The organism is Bacillus sp. 7705b, assembly GCF_002289525.1.
In the GTDB taxonomy this organism is placed as follows: domain Bacteria; phylum Bacillota; class Bacilli; order Bacillales; family Bacillaceae; genus Bacillus; species Bacillus halotolerans.
Map to the genome: position 1 here is coordinate 77,915 of NZ_NSDH01000015.1, position 17,168 is coordinate 95,082.

Here is a 17,168-nt window from a genome sequence, read left to right on the forward strand (position 1 = left end):
TTAGGGGGGATGTTATGTAGATAACCCCTTATGTGATAAGCATTCTCAATCATTTTTCTGTTGAAATGTGGCATCAACATCATTACAATAAGTAAGAGGAATAGGTGTTAAATTGATTAAATATAAAGATTGATCCATTTGTTCCACCAAGAACAATCTGGGAGGTTTTATTCATGGCAAAGTACACAATCGTAGACAAAGATACATGCATTGCATGCGGCGCTTGCGGAGCGGCTGCACCAGACATTTACGATTACGATGATGAAGGCATCGCGTTCGTAACGCTTGACGAAAACAAAGGCGTTGTCGAAGTTCCTGAAGTACTGGAAGAAGATATGATTGACGCATTTGAAGGATGCCCTACTGATTCCATCAAAGTGGCGGATGAGCCGTTTGAGGGCGACCCGCTTAAATTTGAATAGAAGTAATCGAAAAAGCTCCCCTGCGGGAGCTTTTTTTATTTAATGAATATGCGCGCTTCTTTGCTGTTCAATCCACGGTTTAAGCTTGATAAAGATAAGTGTGAACACAATCGTAATGACAATGCCTTTTATGACGTTAAATGGCAGGATACCAGCGACTACCGCTGTTTTCAGCGCACTGTCGGATAATGCCGGGGAGTGTAAAAACCATGTGTAGGCCGGAAGAATCAGAACATAATTCAGAATGCTCATCAGCACCGTCATAGCTGCAGTTCCAAGCAGAAGACTTACTGCCAGGCCTTTTGCTGAGTTCAGCTTTTTAAATAAGAAAGCAGTCGGCAAAATAAAGAGTGTTCCGGCAATGAAATTTGCAATTTGTCCTACAGGCACTCCAGCCATGCTCCCCTGAATGATATATTGAAGAACGTTTTTTATCGCTTCAACGGCAATACCCGCTAAAGGTCCGTATATAAGAATCGCAATAATGGCAGGGACATCACTGAAATCAATTTTTAAATAATCAGGAAGCCCCGGAAACGGAAAATTTAACAGCATCAAAACAAATGCGATGCTGCTCAGCATGCTGATCACGACTAATTTTTTTACTTTCAATTTGCTCTCTCCTTTTCGATCACATCTTACTCGAAAAGCGGAAAGGTTCTTTTTCCAGCCAATAAAAAAACCGCTCTATGATATAAAAGCGGGGTTTCAAAAATTTGGCTTGGTAAAGAAACGTTTGAAAACCTTTCTTTCAAAACGCTGCTGAACCTCCATCTTCTCCCATCCAGACTATACTGTCGGCTTCGGAATCGCACCGAATCCTGCTGTCAAAAACAGCTCGCGGGCTTAGAGCCATTGCTCATCACCGCCGGTAGGGAATTTCACCCTGCCCCGAAGATTGATCATATGAATTTGGTTCCATTATAAACGATAAACGGTTGGTTGTATAGATAATTGCTTCAAATTAAATATAACGCCAAAAGTCTCTAAAACTGGTCAATTCCTCACTTTCCTTTTATCCTTTACTGCGTCAATACACATTGACACTCTATTGAGAATATGTTAAATTATCAGATATTTAGTTTGTCAATTTAGGAGGAAATCTTACGATGTTTCGAATATTGGTCTCAGACAAAATGAGCAACGACGGCTTACAACCACTTATTGAATCAGACTTTATTGAAATCGTCCAAAAAAACGTAGCAGATGCAGAGGATGAATTACATACCTTTGATGCTCTATTGGTGCGAAGCGCGACAAAAGTAACAGAAGACCTTTTCCAAAAAATGACTTCTTTAAAAATCGTCGGAAGAGCCGGTGTCGGTGTTGATAATATCGACATTGACGAAGCGACGAAACATGGGGTAATTGTTATTAATGCGCCAAACGGAAACACAATTTCCACAGCTGAGCACACATTCGCGATGATCTCATCTTTAATGAGACACATCCCTCAGGCCAATATCTCTGTAAAATCCAGAGAATGGAACCGCACAGCATATGTCGGTTCGGAACTTTACGGCAAAACACTTGGAATTGTAGGATTAGGCAGAATCGGAAGCGAAATTGCACAGCGTGCGAGAGCCTTCGGTATGACCGTGCACGTTTTTGATCCTTTCTTAACAGAAGAAAGAGCGAAAAAAATCGGTGTAAACAGCCGTACGTTCGAAGAAGTCTTGGAAAGCGCAGATATCATCACTGTGCATACACCGTTAACAAAAGAAACCAAAGGCTTATTAAACAAAGAAACAATTGCAAAAACGAAAAAAGGTGTTCGCTTAATTAACTGTGCACGAGGCGGCATTATCGATGAGGCAGCTCTTCTTGAAGCTTTAGAAAGCGGCCATGTTGCCGGTGCGGCACTTGACGTTTTTGAAGTTGAACCGCCAGTTGATAATAAACTCGTTGACCACCCGTTAGTGATTGCCACTCCTCACCTAGGGGCATCGACAAAAGAAGCGCAGCTGAATGTTGCAGCGCAAGTATCAGAAGAAGTTCTGCAGTTCGCAAAAGGTCTTCCTGTTATGTCAGCCATTAACCTGCCTGCCATGACAAAAGATGAATTCGCTAAGATTAAGCCGTACCACCAAATCGCAGGAAAAATCGGCAGCCTCGTATCACAATGCATGAAAGAGCCGGTACAGGATGTCGCGATTCAATATGAAGGCACAATTGCTAAACTTGAAACATCGTTTATTACAAAAAGCCTTCTGTCAGGCTTCTTAAAACCACGCGTTGACTCAACAGTTAACGAAGTAAATGCGGGCGGTGTCGCAAAAGAACGCGGCATTAGCTTTAGTGAAAAGATTTCCACTTCTGAATCTGGATACGATAATTGCATTAGCGTAAAAGTGACAGGAGACCGCAGCACCTTTACCGTTACAGCTACCTATATCCCTCATTTCGGAGAACGCATTGTCGAAATCAACGGGTTTAATATCGACTTTTATCCAACAGGCCACCTGGTTTACATCCAGCATCAGGATACGACGGGGGTCATCGGCCGAGTGGGACGTATTCTCGGAGATAACGATATTAACATTGCAACCATGCAGGTTGGCCGTAAAGAAAAAGGCGGCGAAGCCATCATGATGCTTTCTTTTGACAGACATTTAGAAGATAAAATTGTGAAAGAACTAACAGATGTTCCTGATATCGTGTCTGTGAAACTTATTGATCTTCCATAATGAAAAAAACTCAAGCTCTACAGCTTGAGTTTTTTTCTGCTTTTTAACGGTTTCCTGTTTATGTATGTTTGTGCAGTACTTCTAACACGCTTCTCAGTTCGGATACAGGTATTTGCCCAGGTGCTGAAGCCTCTTCTCCTGCGCCGAATGTGCAATCTGATCCAAATACCTCACCGCTCAGCCTGCTGACTAATCCCGTTCCCGCCATTGACATTGTGATCATCGGTCGGTCCGCATATTTTGTCTTCATCGTATACGTCGCATCAAGCAAGGTTAAAAGATCTCCTGCATCCTTCGGCATTACGGCTATTTTCGGAATATGCGCTCCTAACTCCTGCATTTTACGAAGCCGAGAAATGATCTCGTCCTTTGCAGGTGTTTTCTGAAAGTCATGATTAGACATAATCACGTAGACACCATTTTCTCCTGCTAAAGATACTAAGGCTTCAACGTTTGCCTCTCCTGAAAATAATTCAATATCGATAAAGTCTATATCTTTTGTGCGGATAGCCGTTTCCAGCAAAGCGATGTAGGAACTTACATCCATTTCTTTGCTCCCGCCTTCTTTAAGCGATCTGAATGTAAATAGAAACAGCTTGTCTCTCAAAGACTCTCGCAGCTTCGAGATCATCTTTATGACTGCTTCATTGTCGTCTGCTTTTTCAAATACATCGGCTCGCCACTCGACAATATCCGGATCCAGTAATTTCACAGCTTCTGCTTCTTTTAAAATTTGCTTTTCTGTTTTCCCCATCAGCGGAACGATGATTTTCGGCATCCCTTCACCGATGGAAACTCCTTTGATTGTTAACACGTTCACTCGTCTCAAATCCTTTCAATCTTTACCTTGTTTTATTATACACGGACAAGTTTTTTTTGAAAATTTCTATTATATGAAAAGCAACGAAAAAAGAGCCTGAAAAAAGGCTCTTTTAATGTAAGGAAATCGGATTTGGAGCAGCAGGAACCGGAATAGCTTCTGATACATCGTATCTGCCGATTTTTTTTGTTCCCGTTTCCGCAAAGGTCACTTCTGTAAAGCCAAACTCCTTTGCTGTTAAAAGAAGTCCCTCCAGCATTAAGATGCCGGCAATAGAATCCTCAACCCCCGAGTGTTTTGAGAAATGGATATATAAGTGATTCTGTTTCTCCGTTACAGATTTGACGGCACCCGCTTGAATAAGAGGTGCAGTATTTGTTTGAGTGCTCGATTCCATTTCCTTAATAGCTTCTTTTACAGTATTAAATGCTCTTTCTGTTGGAACGAGAAAGTCTTGTCCTTGTTCATTTTGGTACAAGGAGTAGGCTCTGTTCGACTGTTTAGGAATAGGAATTTCAGTAAAAGTACCATTTGAGCCAATACTGGCGCCGTCCTTTTTCTGCTCCGATGAAAAAATTTTGATTTTTTCATAAGGACTCCATTTTAAAGATTCTTTCAGCAATTTTTTTAGTATTGCGTCGTCTTTTACAGAAAAAGCCTCAATGGGCTGATCGACTTGTATATTTAATTCCTTATGATTTTGGTTTTCCTTTACTTCCACTTCATCCATGAAGGAGGGAATCGTGATGGCGTGATCAAGGATATCCAATTGATCACTTTCAAACAGCACCTCCTGTATGGTTTGGTTTGATTTCGTTTTTTTAATACTGACGGGTATAATTGTGGATGTTTCGGCATCGGCAATTGCTACAGTCGTATAATTGTTCTGCTCCTTTTTAGGAACAACTAACGATGACTGATACAGGGATAATGCAGCTTTTTTGCTGTCTGCTGTCTCAGTTTTCGTTATAGCGTTTTCTTGGGACGCTTCTTTTTGTTGAGGCTGTGCCTGATCAAAGAAATGAGGAGAAATAATGAAGGCGATATAAACCGCAACTGCAGTGGCACATGCGGGGCCAATCCACCTAACAGCGGACTTTTTTTTGCTTTTTGCCATCGAAAGCCGCTTGTATATGTCTTGCGGAGAACGATGGTCTTTAACTGCCGGCAGTTGACTTAACAACTCCTTTATCTGTTCTTCGTTCCAATCTGACTTCATCATCCATTAGCTCCTCCCTCAAAAGCTCCATATGTTTCCGAAGTACTTTGAGCCCTCTGTGTTGGGTCGTTTTCACTTTGCTTTCCGAGAAGCGCAGAGCATTGGCTGTTTCCTGTATTGAATATCCCTGAATAAACCGTAAGATAATCACAGCTCTTTGATCGATCGTACATTGATCGAGCGCAGCATAAATTTCCCGGACATTTTCATGTTGAACCGCGAGTTCGTCCGGAAGCAATTGCTGATCTCTGACATCCTGTGTGTCCCAATCAAATGTCCCGAGTACACGCTGTCTGATCGTCTGCTGCTTACGGAACCAGTCTATCGCCACATGGCGTGCAATCGACAAAAGCCATGTTTTTTCACTGCTTCTTCCTTCAAACGTATGATATGAATTTAATACACGAATATAAACCTCCTGAAGAAGGTCTTCAGCCTGGCTTTTATCCTTTACCATATAAAATAAAAATTGATATAAATCTTGATGGTAAGTTTTATATAACGCTTGAAAGGTTTCTTCCATAGGAAACCCCTCCGTTCCTTTAGTCGTAATAATAGCTTAAAAGTTACATTACAACTATATTACGAGAAACTGGAATTTGGAAGGGAATTTATATTAACATATCCTTAAATTTTATTAAGAAAAACCTTTTAAAAAACACCCGCTTAGATCAACGGGTGTTTCTTATGGAACAAGATTCTTCGGCAAATTCAGACTCGACTTGATCATTTTGTCGGAATATAAAACGTAAACGTCGTTCCTTTGTCCATCCGGCTGTGCACCGTAATGGTACCGTTGTGAGCTTCCACAATATTTTTAACAATAGCCAGTCCCAGTCCGGTTCCTGCTCTGCCTCTTGTCCTTGCTTTATCTGCTTTATAGAATCGCTCAAAAATAAACGGCAGATCCTCTTCCGGTATCCCGGAGCCAGAATCTTTGACGTCTATTTTTATTCCATCCTTAACCGTATGAACGGAGATGGAGACATTGCCGCCTGATTGAGTATGACGCAACGCGTTATCAATTAAATTGGTAAACACCTGCTCCATCTTATCTTCATCAAACATAAATTCCTCTTCAGTGAGAGAAATGTCCTGATGCAAAGAAATATTTTTTTCTTTGGCAACGCCGGAAAATTTGCGCATGATCTTTTCTATAAATTCATTAAGATTGATTTGTTCATAATGCAATCCAGTATGGCCTGATTCCATTCGCGCTAAATCAAGCAAATCGTTGACAAGGCGGCCCATTCGCAGCGACTCGTCATATATAATTTGAGCAATCTCTTTTCGGTCTTCTTCGGAGCTCGCAATGTCATCGACAATGGCTTCACTGTACCCTTGAAGCATGGAGATCGGCGTTCTTAATTCATGGCTGACATTTGCGATAAAGTCTTCGCGCAATTTATCAAGGCGGCGTTCTTCGGTCATATCTCGAAGAACGGCAACCGCGCCTCTGACATGCGATTCCGCATACAGCGGCGACATCAGCAGCACCCACGATCTGCCCTGCAGCGTCATTTCAATCATTTGTTCTTTTTCTGTGCTGACAGCATTTTGGAACAGTTCTTTTGCTTCTGGCGGAAGATTGTCGCCTTCTTTAATATTCATATTCTGCTCATAATACCAAGCCTGCAGAAAACGTTCGGCCGGCGGGTTTGTCACGAGAATCGTGCCGTCGATATTGATGGTAATCACACCGTCAGCCATACTGCTTAATATGTTTGAAAGCTGTTCTTTTTCTTGGTTGAGCGCATTGATATGAAAGTTAAGCTGCCGTCCCATTTGATTAAAGGCGGTTGCCAGCTCACCGATTTCATCCTGGGTTAAAATCGGGATTTTCGTGTCAAACTTGCCCTTCGCCAAATCCTGTGCGCCCTCTCTCATTTTTCGAAGCGGATACGTGACCCTGCTTGATAAAAAGAAAGCAAAAAATGTGGTCAGCACAATCGCAATGCCTGCGGCAAGGAATATATAACGGGTCGTGTGTTTTGTTGTGTCTTTGACGGCAAGCAGAGATTGAGATAAAAAGACCATGCCTTTTTTTCCGTCTTTTTCATACGGAACACCCACAATCAGGCGTTCATTATCCGTGTCTCTTCCACTCAGGCCCGTGCGTTTACTGACTTTTTTATGGTTGTCCAGAGCCTGATGTAAATCCTTGTCCCGCTGTATTTGCTCAAGCGTGATAGATGAGAGCCGATTTTTATCGTTCGGCGAATACCAGTATTTTTTCTCATCCTGTATGATCGCAATGCTTGTTAAGTTATCAGCGAGCTCCCAGGTGATCGACCTTGCCAGCGCCTGATCCTCGTGTTTTTCTAAGATGACTGCGACTTTATTTGCAAGCTGGGTTAAATCATTTTCGGCTTCTTCCACATGATAATTTTCGATAAACTCGAGTAAAAGCACCGTTAAAATAAATAATACGATCAGGACAAGAGAAAGGATCGTAGCCCACAGCTTGCCTACTACGCTTTTCCAAAATTTCATTCAGCGCCTACCTCGAATTTATAACCGACGCCCCATACGGTGACGATTTTTTTGGCAGCTCCCGGTGATACTTTATTGAGCTTTTCCCGGAGACGTTTGACGTGTGTGTCTACTGTACGCAGATCGCCAAAAAATTCATACTGCCACACTTCCTTGAGAAGCTTTTCCCGATCATACACTTTGTCAGGTGTTTTCGCTAAGAAGTAAAGGAGCTCATACTCTTTCGGTGTTAAGCTCACTTCAGTTCCGTCAGCAGTTACCCGATGGGCATCATGATCGATTGACAGATGAGAAAACACCAATACGTTTTTCGTCGGCGTATTCGCATTGAAATAAGAGTTTTGAGATGCCCTTCTCAGAAGCGCTTTTACCCGCAGCACAACTTCTCTCGGACTAAACGGTTTGACAATGTAATCATCTGTTCCCGATTCAAACCCCTGCACCCGGTTTGCTTCTTCTCCTTTTGCGGTCAGCATGATAATTGGTGTAGCTTTTTTTTCGCGAATTTGGCGGCAGACCTCAATTCCGTCTGTGCCAGGCATCATTAGGTCAAGCAAAATTAAGTCATAATTGGTTTCGAGGCCTTTGGCAATGGCTTCATCACCATTTTCCGCTTCTTCAATCACATAATTTTCACGTTCAAGATACATTTTTAAAAGGCGGCGAATTCTGGCTTCGTCATCAACTACTAATATTTTGGTTTCATTGGATTGGTCCATCGTTTTCCCCCTGCTTTCCTTCTGTTACTTTCATTTTATCAAATCGTGAGAAAGTTTGATAACTGTATCGCTTTGTTCTGGACTATGCATAAGAATGAAGTCCGGCAAGCACAAGATTTACGAATATTAAATTGAACATAATGATGGCAAAACCGATTACGGCCAGCCATGCTGATTTCTCACCGTGCCACCCTCTTGACAGCCTTAAATGCAAATAAGCGGCGTAAAACAAAAACGTGATCAGCGCCCATACTTCCTTCGGGTCCCAGCCCCAAAATCTCGTCCAAGCGAGCTGAGCCCAAATCATTGCAAAGATCAGCGCGCCGAGTGTAAAAATCGGAAAACCGATGGAAACGGCTCTGTAGCCAACCTCATCCACCAGATCAAGATTCACGTTTTTCACCAGAGGATGTAAACAGGCACTGATTCTTTTTCTGACGATCAGGCGAAGCGCTCCGTACAATAGGAGTCCAGCTCCAAACGACCAAATCACTGTGTTTACCTTTCTGCCTGAGAAAAGGGCCGGAAGCTCTGCAATGGGCTGCATTTTCCCCTCGGTGATAAGCTCACCCTCATGCGGACCTACAAGTGCGGGCATTTCATAGACCATCACGCTTTTTTCCTTATTCTTATCCACCCAGTTAAACTCAGCTTCATAGCCGGCAAAACGAAACACAGATGTTATCATAATAAAGGCAACTGCCGTCACCATAATAAACATGATAGCTTCAAGCCAAAAGGTTTTTTTACTTGGTTTTGTCTGGTCAACATGCTTCAAAAGAAAAATGACACCTGCGACAAAACTGATGGCGAGTATAGCTTGCCCCAGCGCGGCCGTGGTTACGTGGATATACAGCCAATTGCTCTGCAATGACGGAATTAAAGGCGAAATGTCCGTCGGAAACATGCTGGCGTATGCAATCAGCAATAAAGCGATCGATAATGTAAACAGACCTAATGAAGGCAATTGATAGATAAAATAAAGGATAATAAAAGCAAGCACAAGCATCATGCCAAAGGCCGTTGTAAATTCAAACATGTTGCTGACAGGCGCATGACCGCTGGCAGCCCACCTTGTAATAAAATAGCCCAGGTGGCAGAGAAAACCGATAATCGAAAGGGTAATCCCGATCGTCGCCCACCGGTTTGCCCTGTCTTTTTTATTTTTCCTTCCGCGTATGGCCCCGCCGAAAATCGGGACCGCAATTAAATACACGAGAAAGGCCGCATAAAGAAAATTTCCGCTCAGCTCCGCCATGACACCACTCCCTTTTCGCCTATTTCTGTGTTTTCATTAATTCTTTTTGGTCTGCTGGTTCAGTCAGCCCCGTATCGGCTAAAACAAATTTTAAATCCTGCTTTAGTCCGTACCAGTTTTTATTGGTATGGCCGGCAACCATGACTGCACCTTCCTGTGTATGCAGCCAGATTCTGCGGTGCTGCCAGTACATTCCTTGAATGACGCCAATCATAAAAATGGCTCCGCCGATGGCAAGCACCCAAAGCGTCAGATCTTTTCTGACTGTCAGACCGGTTATGTTTTTCGTTTCGACATGGTCAAATTTCAACTTGTACTTATTGCTGCCCGACCCTTCAATTGTTTCTTGAATGGCAACAAAACTTTTTTCGCCTTTTGGCTTATCTGGCGTTATGATATTAAAAACAAACGCCGGATTGTTAGGGATTTTTGTTTTTGTGCTCGGCTCTCCGTCCTGATTAAAATAGAAGTCAGGAAGGTAGCTGGCGACCTCAACTTTGTAACCGTTGCCAAGATCATAAACCGAATCTGGATCCAATAGGTTGATCTGTAGGCTCCCAAAGGATTTTTTTGATTTTTTGTCAATCAGCTGAAACACCATCTGATCGAGCTGATTCTCTTTATAATCCACCTGATAAACAGAAAACGAATCAAAGCGCAGCGGCTGATTGACACGAATATCTTCTTCTTTTACTTTTTTCAGCTTCGGCTTCTCTCCGTAGACAATTTTGCCTTCCCGTTTATAGAGAACCGCGTCTGTTTGAAAATTTTTCGCGACCTTTCCGCTTCCGACTCTGTCAATGGCATCAGCGAACACCTTTTTTTCTGTATCGCTGTTATAAGTCTCTACGCTGAATTGATTGTTTTTCAAATAATATCTTCCGTCTGTGCCTGGAATTGCCGCAGTTTCGCCTTCTCTGACCCAGAGCGTTTCATCGACGTACATGCCCGGCACAAATCTCAGCATTGCGCCAATCAGGAAAATGATTAGTCCTATGTGATTGACATACGGACCCCAGCGGGAAAAACGCCCTTTTTCCGCCAGAATGCTGCCCTCTTGTTCTCGTATTCTATAACGCTTTTTCTTTAAGAGAGTCACAATCTTTTCTTTTTCTTCAAGGTTGAGCTCGGTCTCCGTTTCACTGAACAGCCGCTGCCTTTTTAAGAAAACAGCGCTTCTCCTGACCCCCTGATTTTTCAATGCTCTGTACAGGGGAATCACACGGTCAAGGCTGCAGATGACAAGAGAAATGCCGATAGAGGCAATCAGCAGCAAATACCACCAAGATCCATATAAATGATGGAACCCGAGTAAATAATAAAGCTGGCCGAACGTGCCGTATTGTTCTTTATAATATGTATCAGCCTGAGCGCCGGGGGGCAAATAGGCTTCTTGAGGAAAAATAGTCCCGAATGCCGATGCTGCAAGGGTTATGACGATAAGCCATATTCCGACCTTAACCGAAGAAAAGAAGTTCCATATTTTATCAATGGACGTTTTGTTATAGGTTTGTGAACGTCTCGCACTTCCATCGTATCTCATATCAGCAAGCGGGGGCTGCGTTTCCTGAAGCGCCCTGCCGCACGATTCACATAAAACGGTTCCGACCGGGTTGATATGTCCGCATTCACATTTTACCTGCTTCATCCCGAAGTCGCTCCGGGTTTTATCAGATTCATATAGTCATGGATCATGCTTTCTGTCATAGTGCCGGTCACCACCTTGACAACTTTTCCTTCCGGATTGATTAAAAAGGTTGTCGGAAGCGGAGATACGCCATAGGCATCAAGCACCTGACGATCTGTATCCAGGACAACCGGAAAATTCACTCCGTAGGATTTCATAAAATTATGTACTGCTATCTTTGACTCCCCAACATTTACCGCGACAATTTCAACGCCATGGTCTTTAAAATATTTGTATTGGTTCGCCATATAAGGAAATTCTTTTTTGCACGGCTCACACCAGGTGCCCCAGAAATTCAAAAAAACACCTTTTCCTTTTAAGTCACTCAGCTCAATACGTTCCCCATTCGTATCTTCAAGGACAAAATTCGGTGCCTCGGACCCTTCGGATATGCTCTCTTTGTCGGCAAATACAGCATTGTATATTGTATAGCCCAGCGCGCAGATTAAAACGAGAAGGATGCCGGTCCGAATGAATAAACGCCTTTTTTTCTTCATTGTCCACTGCCCCCTTCCCCTATTGCAGATCCATTCAATTATATCATTTCACAATCATTTCACATTTCTAACTTTTTGAAGGTTATGTGAAACTTAGAAAGCGTTTTTACCGTGTTCCGCTAGCGCTCTGAGTCTTTTGACTTCATGCGGCGTAAGCTCTCTTGCGTCTCCCGTATTTAAGCCTCTCAGATTTAAAAATGCGTATTCTTCCCGCTTCAGCTTAATTACTTCATGTCCGATTGCTTCAAACATGCGGCGCACTTGCCTGTTCCGTCCTTCATGGATGGTCAGCTGTATAATGCTTGTTTGTTTTTTCTTATCCAATGAAAGCAGCTTCGCTTTGGCAGGCGCTGTTTTGCCTTCCTCTAGCATAATGCCGCGCTCCAGCTTTCTGATCAGCTCTTTAGACGGTATGCCTTTTACCTTTGCTACATATGTTTTGTTTATTTCATATTTAGGGTGCATCAGCTTGTTGGCAAACTCGCCGTCATTGGTTAAAAGCAAAAGACCGCTTGTATCGTAATCCAGACGTCCGACCGGATAGATGCGCTGCGGCACTTCTCTAAAAAAGTCCGTCACGACTTTGCGCCCTTTATCATCATCCGCTGCGGAGATCACGCCTCTTGGTTTATATAGCAGAAAATAAACAGGCTCTTCACGTTCCACCTTCAAGCCGTTTACTTCAATCTGATCAGAACCGGTGACTTTAACACCAAGCTCTGTTATTACTTTGCCGTTCACCTTTACTTTTCCTTCTTTAATCAGCTCTTCTGCCTTTCTGCGCGATGCAACTCCGGCGTGAGCAATTACTTTTTGCAGTCTTTCCATGTCTTTCACCTCAAGTATTATCTTACTTTTTTCAACCTGAACAAACAAGCTTTTTCAGATTTCGCATGCTTTATCTAAAAAAACGCCATTTTCAGGCGCTCCCAAATAATAACGTAACGATGATGATAGATGCAACTACACCGATTAAATCAGCAAGAAGTCCCACCTTTAACGCATCACCCATTTTTTTAATGCCGACCGCTCCGAAATACACCGTCAGCACATAAAGTGTTGTATCCGTTGATCCCTGCATCACCGATGCCAGCCTGCCAATAAAGGAATCCGGTCCATACACTGCAATTAAATCGGTGGTCATACCCAGAGCAGCCGTACCGGAGATCGGACGGATCAGCGCAAGCGGAACCACCTCAGCCGGTATGCCGATGGCGGAAAAGACCGGCTTTAAAAGATCCATAAAAAAGTCAAGCGCGCCTGATGATCTGAAAACGGTAATCGCAACAAGCATCCCTACTAAGTAGGGGATAATCGAAAATGCGATCTCAATTCCTTCTTTTCCGCCTTCAACAAAGGATTCATATGTCGGCACCTTTTTGATTGTTCCATAAAGTAGAATGCCGGCAATAATGATAGGGATCATGGCTAAAGACAGCCAGTTGATAATTTCCATCGGCTTACCTCCCCTTCTTTTTACGGCGGTAATAAAAATAACGGTCAATAATAATGGCGCCGATTCCAGAAATGAGTGTCGCCAAAATGCTCGGTCCGACGATATCTGTCGGCGTTTTGGAGGAATAGGCCATTCGCACGGCGATAACCGTTGTCGGGATGAGAGTAATGCAGGAAGTATTAACAGCTAAAAAAGTGATCATGGAACGGCTCGCTTCCGAACGGTTTCCATTCAGCTTTTTCATTTGCTCCATTGCTTTAATGCCAAGAGGTGTGGCCGCGTTCCCGAGACCGAAGAAATTCGCCATGAGATTTGATAAAATGTAGCCCATTGCGGGATGATCCGGCGGTATGTCAGGGAACAGCTTAGAAATAAAAGGCCTGCACATACGGCTGAAAATATCCAGCAATCCTGACTGTTCAGCTATTTTCATTAAACCCAGCCAAAAAACAAGCACGCTCATAAGTCCAAATGAGATTGTGACAGCTTCTTTGGCTCCTTTAAACACCGCCTCATTTACATCCTGCAGCGTTCCGTTGCACATCGCAAATACTAGCCCGATCACAGTTAAGCTGACCCAAATTATATTGACCATTTTGCCCCGCCAGCCGCATTCAGAAAAATGGATTGAAACGTTTCAAAAAACTTTTTTTTCGGTTTTTGATTTCGTTCGTTTTCGTAATAGATCGGCACTTTTGCGATGATTTCATCGTTGAACATGACTTTCATATATCCTACAATATCCGGAATTTTTGAGACATCCTTTTCCCAGGCTTTTTTTGGTTTGAGCAGGGTAGTGTTGATTTTGACATCTTCTTTTTCTTCTTCGGTAAGCAAATAGGTGATGTCCCGTTTGATGAAAGCTTTAGACTCATAAAATGTACCTTTGAGCTTCGGAATATCTCCTTTCTTTGCGATTAAATATGTTTGATAATGATCAAATACATAGTTAAACATATTCATATGATCATCCCAATCGTCGGGGTCATTAATGGTAACGGCTATCAGATCTACGCCGTCCTTTGAAGCGGTTGAAACCAGTGTGCGTTTTGCAAGCTTGGTATAGCCTGTTTTCCCCCCTGTGCTGTATGGATACAGCATCGTCAGCAATTTATTTTTGTTTTTCCATACGCTTTCCATTGTTTCTGCTTTGTATATTTTTGTGCCGGAGATGGTTTGATAGTCTTTGAGCTTCATGGCGTATTTCGTTAAAACAGCCATGTCATAAGCTGTTGAGTAGTGATTTTCATGGTCGTCCAATCCGTGCGGGTTTTGAAAACGGGTATTCTCCATACCGATTTGTTCTGCTTTTTGGTTCATCATATAGACAAATCCATCGAGGCTTCCCCCGACATACTCAGCAATCGCAACAGCAGCATCGTTCCCGGATCTCAGCATCAGGCCATACACAAGATCCTTTAATTTTACTTTTTGCCCTTCGGTTAAATAAATGGCCGAGCCCTCTGTTCTGACCGCATTTGCAGAAACAGTCACGGTTTCTTCCATTTTTCCGGATTCAATGGCGAGAACAGCGGTCATGATCTTTGTAATACTGGCAATCCGCCTTTTTTCATGCTCGTCCTTGGCAAATAACACTCTTCCTGATGTGCCGTCAATGACAATGGCGCTCTTCGCACTGACATTTATAGCTGCATGTGCTGTGTTCACATTTACATTTGCAAATAGAAAAGAAATGATGACTATTAATACAGCTTTTTTAAAAATGCGCATGTTTGTTCACGTCCTTGTGGTGGTTTGTACAAGTTTATGCGCATGTCCATCAGTTATGAATAACAATTGTGTCTTGGCCTGCAAACATAAAAAAACTCTCCCATAAAGGGAGAGTAAGTGTTATCTGATTGATGCCATGCTAGATCCGGACGCTTCGTAATGAGCCAGTTCTTCCCTCATCTTCAGAAACGCTGCGCTCAGCGGCAATAATAATTGCTCCAGAGACTGCGGAACAGCATGGTAGAACTCAATTGCGCTGACTCCGGTATATGACGCCCGGCTGTTTTCACACCAGGTGTCTTTCTTTGGCATAAAGAACTCTTCAATGCATTGATGATACACATTGTAAAGTGTTTTTTCCGCTCTGGTTTCCTGAAATGGCTCTTGCATAAGGAGACGGCGGCATGCTTCAGCGCCTCCTTCACAAAATACTGTCATTCTTCTCAGCGTGCTCAGCACATCACAGCAGTATGCCTCTTCAACAGGCAATTCAGCCTGCATAGACGCCAGTGTGGTTTGATTTAAATAATCATTAACGGTATTGACAACCATTGATAAGAATTCGCCTGTTTTTTGAGTCTGCACTCGCACAATCGAATGTCCCATTTCGTTTGGTATCTTCCCCTCATGTCTTTGTCTCTCACATTTTGCTTCTTTCATGATAGCTACTTCTTCCTTATATCTTATGTTGATGAAAAAGCGCGATTCATTAAATCTCTATTTTATGTCTTCAAAGGTTTGGTTAAAGTTTTCAAAGAATAAATCCGCTTCTTCTTGAAGAACGTCATCTTCCGCATTTTCAGGCAGCGGCGGAAGCTCGTCCAGCGTTTTTAAGCCGAATTGCTCAAGAAAAGTCGGCGTCGTGCCGTATAAAATGGCCCGTCCCGGACCGTCAGCGCGTCCGACTTCACACAGCAGCGCCTTGGCGACAAGGCTGTGTAAAATTCTTTCTGATTTCACGCCTCTGATATCTTCAATTTCCGCTCTCGTAATCGGCTGTTTATATGAAACAATCGCCAGCACCTCCAAAGATGCCTGGGAAAGGCCTTTCGACGGTACTTCGATCAGTTTTTTCAAGTACGGCGCAAAGTCCTTTTTGGTGGAAAGCATGTACGTATCTGCATATTCAATAAGTTCAATGCCTCTTGTATCATGACGGTAATCGTCTGCGACATCCGCCATAATGGTGTTCAGTTCAGGCTCTTCTATTTCAAGCACTGTTAACAGCTGTTTTTTGGTCAGTCCTTCATCGCCTGCCGCATATAGAAGGGCTTCCACTATAGCTTTCCAATTCACGATATCAAGCCCCATGAATGGATTCACTCCCCATAATGTAAATATCTGAAAAATTTTGCTCCTGCTCAATCAAAATCAGCTGATTTTTCATCAGTTCTAGAACCGCCAGGAAGGTGACAACCAAATGTTCTTTTTGCTCATATGAAAAAAGATCCATAAAATTGATTCTTTTCCCTTTTGATTTCAGGCTGTGCACGATTTCATTCATTCTGTCTTCGATTGGTATTTCCTGTCTTGTAATTGTTGTTTCCATCGGCCTTGTTATTTTTTTTCGCTTCAGCACTTTTTGAAAAGCGCCAATCATATCGTAGACTGTGACTGACAGCTTTTGCTCCGACTGTTTCACTTCTTTTGCATATTCGCTCAAGTCACTCGGCGGTTTCGTGAATGATTTTTGTCTTTCTTCTTCCCGTTCCTTTAATTCCTTCGCCGCGTCTTTATATTTTCTATACTCAATCAGCTTTTCAATCAGTTCCTCCCGCGGGTCTTCTTCCTCAAGCAATTCATCCTCAAACAGCTCTTCCTCTTGCTTCGGGAGCAGCATTCTGCTTTTAATACTGAGCAGTGTGGCAGCCATCACCAAATACTCGCTGGCGATATCAAGCTCAAGCACACGCATCGTATGTACATATAATAAATATTGTTCAGTAATCTTCGCCACAGGTATATCATATATGTCAATTTCAAGACGATTGATTAAATGAAGCAGCAGGTCCAATGGGCCTTCAAACGTATCAATTTTTACTTGATATTCTTCCATCATCTCACCATTTTCAAGTATCACTCTCATTGCCGGATAAACTGGCTACCCTTTAGTATAAGCCACCAAAAAGCTCTCGTCCAATACTATTTCATTTCCTGCATTTCAAGAGATTTGTGCTGA

General features: G+C 42.8%; 18 protein-coding genes and 1 riboswitch. Of the genes, 2 read left to right on the forward strand and 16 right to left on the reverse strand.

Annotated features, from left to right (window positions below; genetic code table 11):
• Positions 1–173 precede the first annotated feature (173 nt).
• Positions 174–422: a ferredoxin gene (locus CJU60_RS05585; RefSeq protein WP_003225461.1), complete on the forward strand. Its 249-nt coding sequence runs from the start codon at positions 174–176 to the stop codon at positions 420–422.
• 39 nt (positions 423–461) lie between these two features.
• On the opposite strand, the gene fmnP is transcribed toward CJU60_RS05585, so the two are convergent.
• Positions 462–1,034 (reverse strand): riboflavin transporter FmnP, encoded by a 573-nt coding sequence (gene fmnP, locus CJU60_RS05590; RefSeq protein ID WP_024121894.1) that lies wholly within the window; start codon positions 1,032–1,034, stop codon positions 462–464.
• Between the two features lie 156 nt (positions 1,035–1,190).
• Positions 1,191–1,325: riboswitch (FMN riboswitch) on the reverse strand.
• A 206-nt stretch (positions 1,326–1,531) separates the two neighbouring features.
• Here fmnP and serA point away from each other — a divergent pair.
• The gene (gene serA / locus CJU60_RS05595; protein ID WP_095713199.1) at positions 1,532–3,109 is read left to right on the forward strand and encodes a phosphoglycerate dehydrogenase; all 1,578 of its coding nucleotides are present in this window, start codon (positions 1,532–1,534) and stop codon (positions 3,107–3,109) included.
• A gap of 58 nt (positions 3,110–3,167) precedes the next feature.
• On the opposite strand, the gene aroD is transcribed toward serA, so the two are convergent.
• The 15 genes from aroD to scpA all read right to left on the reverse strand — a co-directional run bounded on the left by aroD (position 3,168) and on the right by scpA (position 17,045).
• Positions 3,168–3,929 carry a type I 3-dehydroquinate dehydratase gene (gene aroD / locus CJU60_RS05600; RefSeq protein ID WP_095713200.1) on the reverse strand — a complete coding sequence of 254 codons (762 nt, stop codon included), beginning with the start codon at positions 3,927–3,929 and terminating at the stop codon, positions 3,168–3,170.
• Between the two features lie 112 nt (positions 3,930–4,041).
• Entirely contained in the window at positions 4,042–5,151 is a 1,110-nt protein-coding gene (locus CJU60_RS05605; RefSeq protein WP_095713201.1) for a sigma-X negative effector, read from the reverse strand.
• Positions 5,087–5,671, reverse strand: a complete 585-nt coding sequence (gene sigX, locus CJU60_RS05610; protein WP_024121898.1) for an RNA polymerase sigma factor SigX — start codon at positions 5,669–5,671, stop codon at positions 5,087–5,089. The genes CJU60_RS05605 and sigX overlap by 65 nt, the downstream gene beginning before the upstream one ends.
• 203 nt (positions 5,672–5,874) lie before the next feature.
• Positions 5,875–7,641 carry a sensor histidine kinase ResE gene (gene resE, locus CJU60_RS05615; RefSeq protein ID WP_024121899.1) on the reverse strand — a complete coding sequence of 589 codons (1,767 nt, stop codon included), beginning with the start codon at positions 7,639–7,641 and terminating at the stop codon, positions 5,875–5,877.
• Positions 7,638–8,360 carry a DNA-binding response regulator ResD gene (gene resD, locus CJU60_RS05620; RefSeq protein WP_095713202.1) on the reverse strand — a complete coding sequence of 241 codons (723 nt, stop codon included), beginning with the start codon at positions 8,358–8,360 and terminating at the stop codon, positions 7,638–7,640. The genes resE and resD overlap by 4 nt, the downstream gene beginning before the upstream one ends.
• An 82-nt stretch (positions 8,361–8,442) precedes the next feature.
• Positions 8,443–9,618, reverse strand: a complete 1,176-nt coding sequence (gene ccsB, locus CJU60_RS05625) for a c-type cytochrome biogenesis protein CcsB (protein ID WP_095713203.1) — start codon at positions 9,616–9,618, stop codon at positions 8,443–8,445.
• A 19-nt stretch (positions 9,619–9,637) separates the two neighbouring features.
• The gene (gene resB / locus CJU60_RS05630; protein ID WP_095713204.1) at positions 9,638–11,266 is read right to left on the reverse strand and encodes a cytochrome c biogenesis protein ResB; all 1,629 of its coding nucleotides are present in this window, start codon (positions 11,264–11,266) and stop codon (positions 9,638–9,640) included.
• Complete coding sequence (resA, locus tag CJU60_RS05635; protein WP_095713205.1) at positions 11,263–11,802, reverse strand: thiol-disulfide oxidoreductase ResA; 540 nt, start codon at positions 11,800–11,802, stop codon at positions 11,263–11,265. The genes resB and resA overlap by 4 nt, the downstream gene beginning before the upstream one ends.
• Positions 11,803–11,895: 93 nt before the next feature.
• Complete coding sequence (rluB, locus tag CJU60_RS05640) at positions 11,896–12,630, reverse strand: 23S rRNA pseudouridine(2605) synthase RluB (RefSeq protein WP_024121903.1); 735 nt, start codon at positions 12,628–12,630, stop codon at positions 11,896–11,898.
• 91 nt (positions 12,631–12,721) lie between these two features.
• A complete protein-coding gene (gene spmB / locus CJU60_RS05645) occupies positions 12,722–13,258 on the reverse strand; it encodes a spore maturation protein SpmB (RefSeq protein WP_095713206.1) in 537 nt (178 codons plus the stop codon).
• A gap of 4 nt (positions 13,259–13,262) precedes the next feature.
• Positions 13,263–13,853, reverse strand: coding sequence for a spore maturation protein SpmA (gene spmA, locus CJU60_RS05650; RefSeq protein ID WP_024121904.1), 591 nt, complete (start codon positions 13,851–13,853; stop codon positions 13,263–13,265).
• On the reverse strand, positions 13,841–14,989 hold the full coding sequence (locus CJU60_RS05655) for a D-alanyl-D-alanine carboxypeptidase family protein (protein WP_095713207.1): 1,149 nt from the start codon (positions 14,987–14,989) through the stop codon (positions 13,841–13,843). Before CJU60_RS05655 ends, spmA begins: the two co-directional genes overlap by 13 nt.
• 120 nt (positions 14,990–15,109) lie before the next feature.
• Positions 15,110–15,649 (reverse strand): YpuI family protein, encoded by a 540-nt coding sequence (locus CJU60_RS05660; RefSeq protein WP_038954213.1) that lies wholly within the window; start codon positions 15,647–15,649, stop codon positions 15,110–15,112.
• 57 nt (positions 15,650–15,706) lie between these two features.
• Positions 15,707–16,300, reverse strand: coding sequence for an SMC-Scp complex subunit ScpB (scpB, locus tag CJU60_RS05665; protein WP_044154877.1), 594 nt, complete (start codon positions 16,298–16,300; stop codon positions 15,707–15,709).
• Positions 16,290–17,045, reverse strand: coding sequence for a segregation/condensation protein A (gene scpA / locus CJU60_RS05670; protein ID WP_024121908.1), 756 nt, complete (start codon positions 17,043–17,045; stop codon positions 16,290–16,292). Before scpA ends, scpB begins: the two co-directional genes overlap by 11 nt.
• Positions 17,046–17,168: the final 123 nt, after the last annotated feature.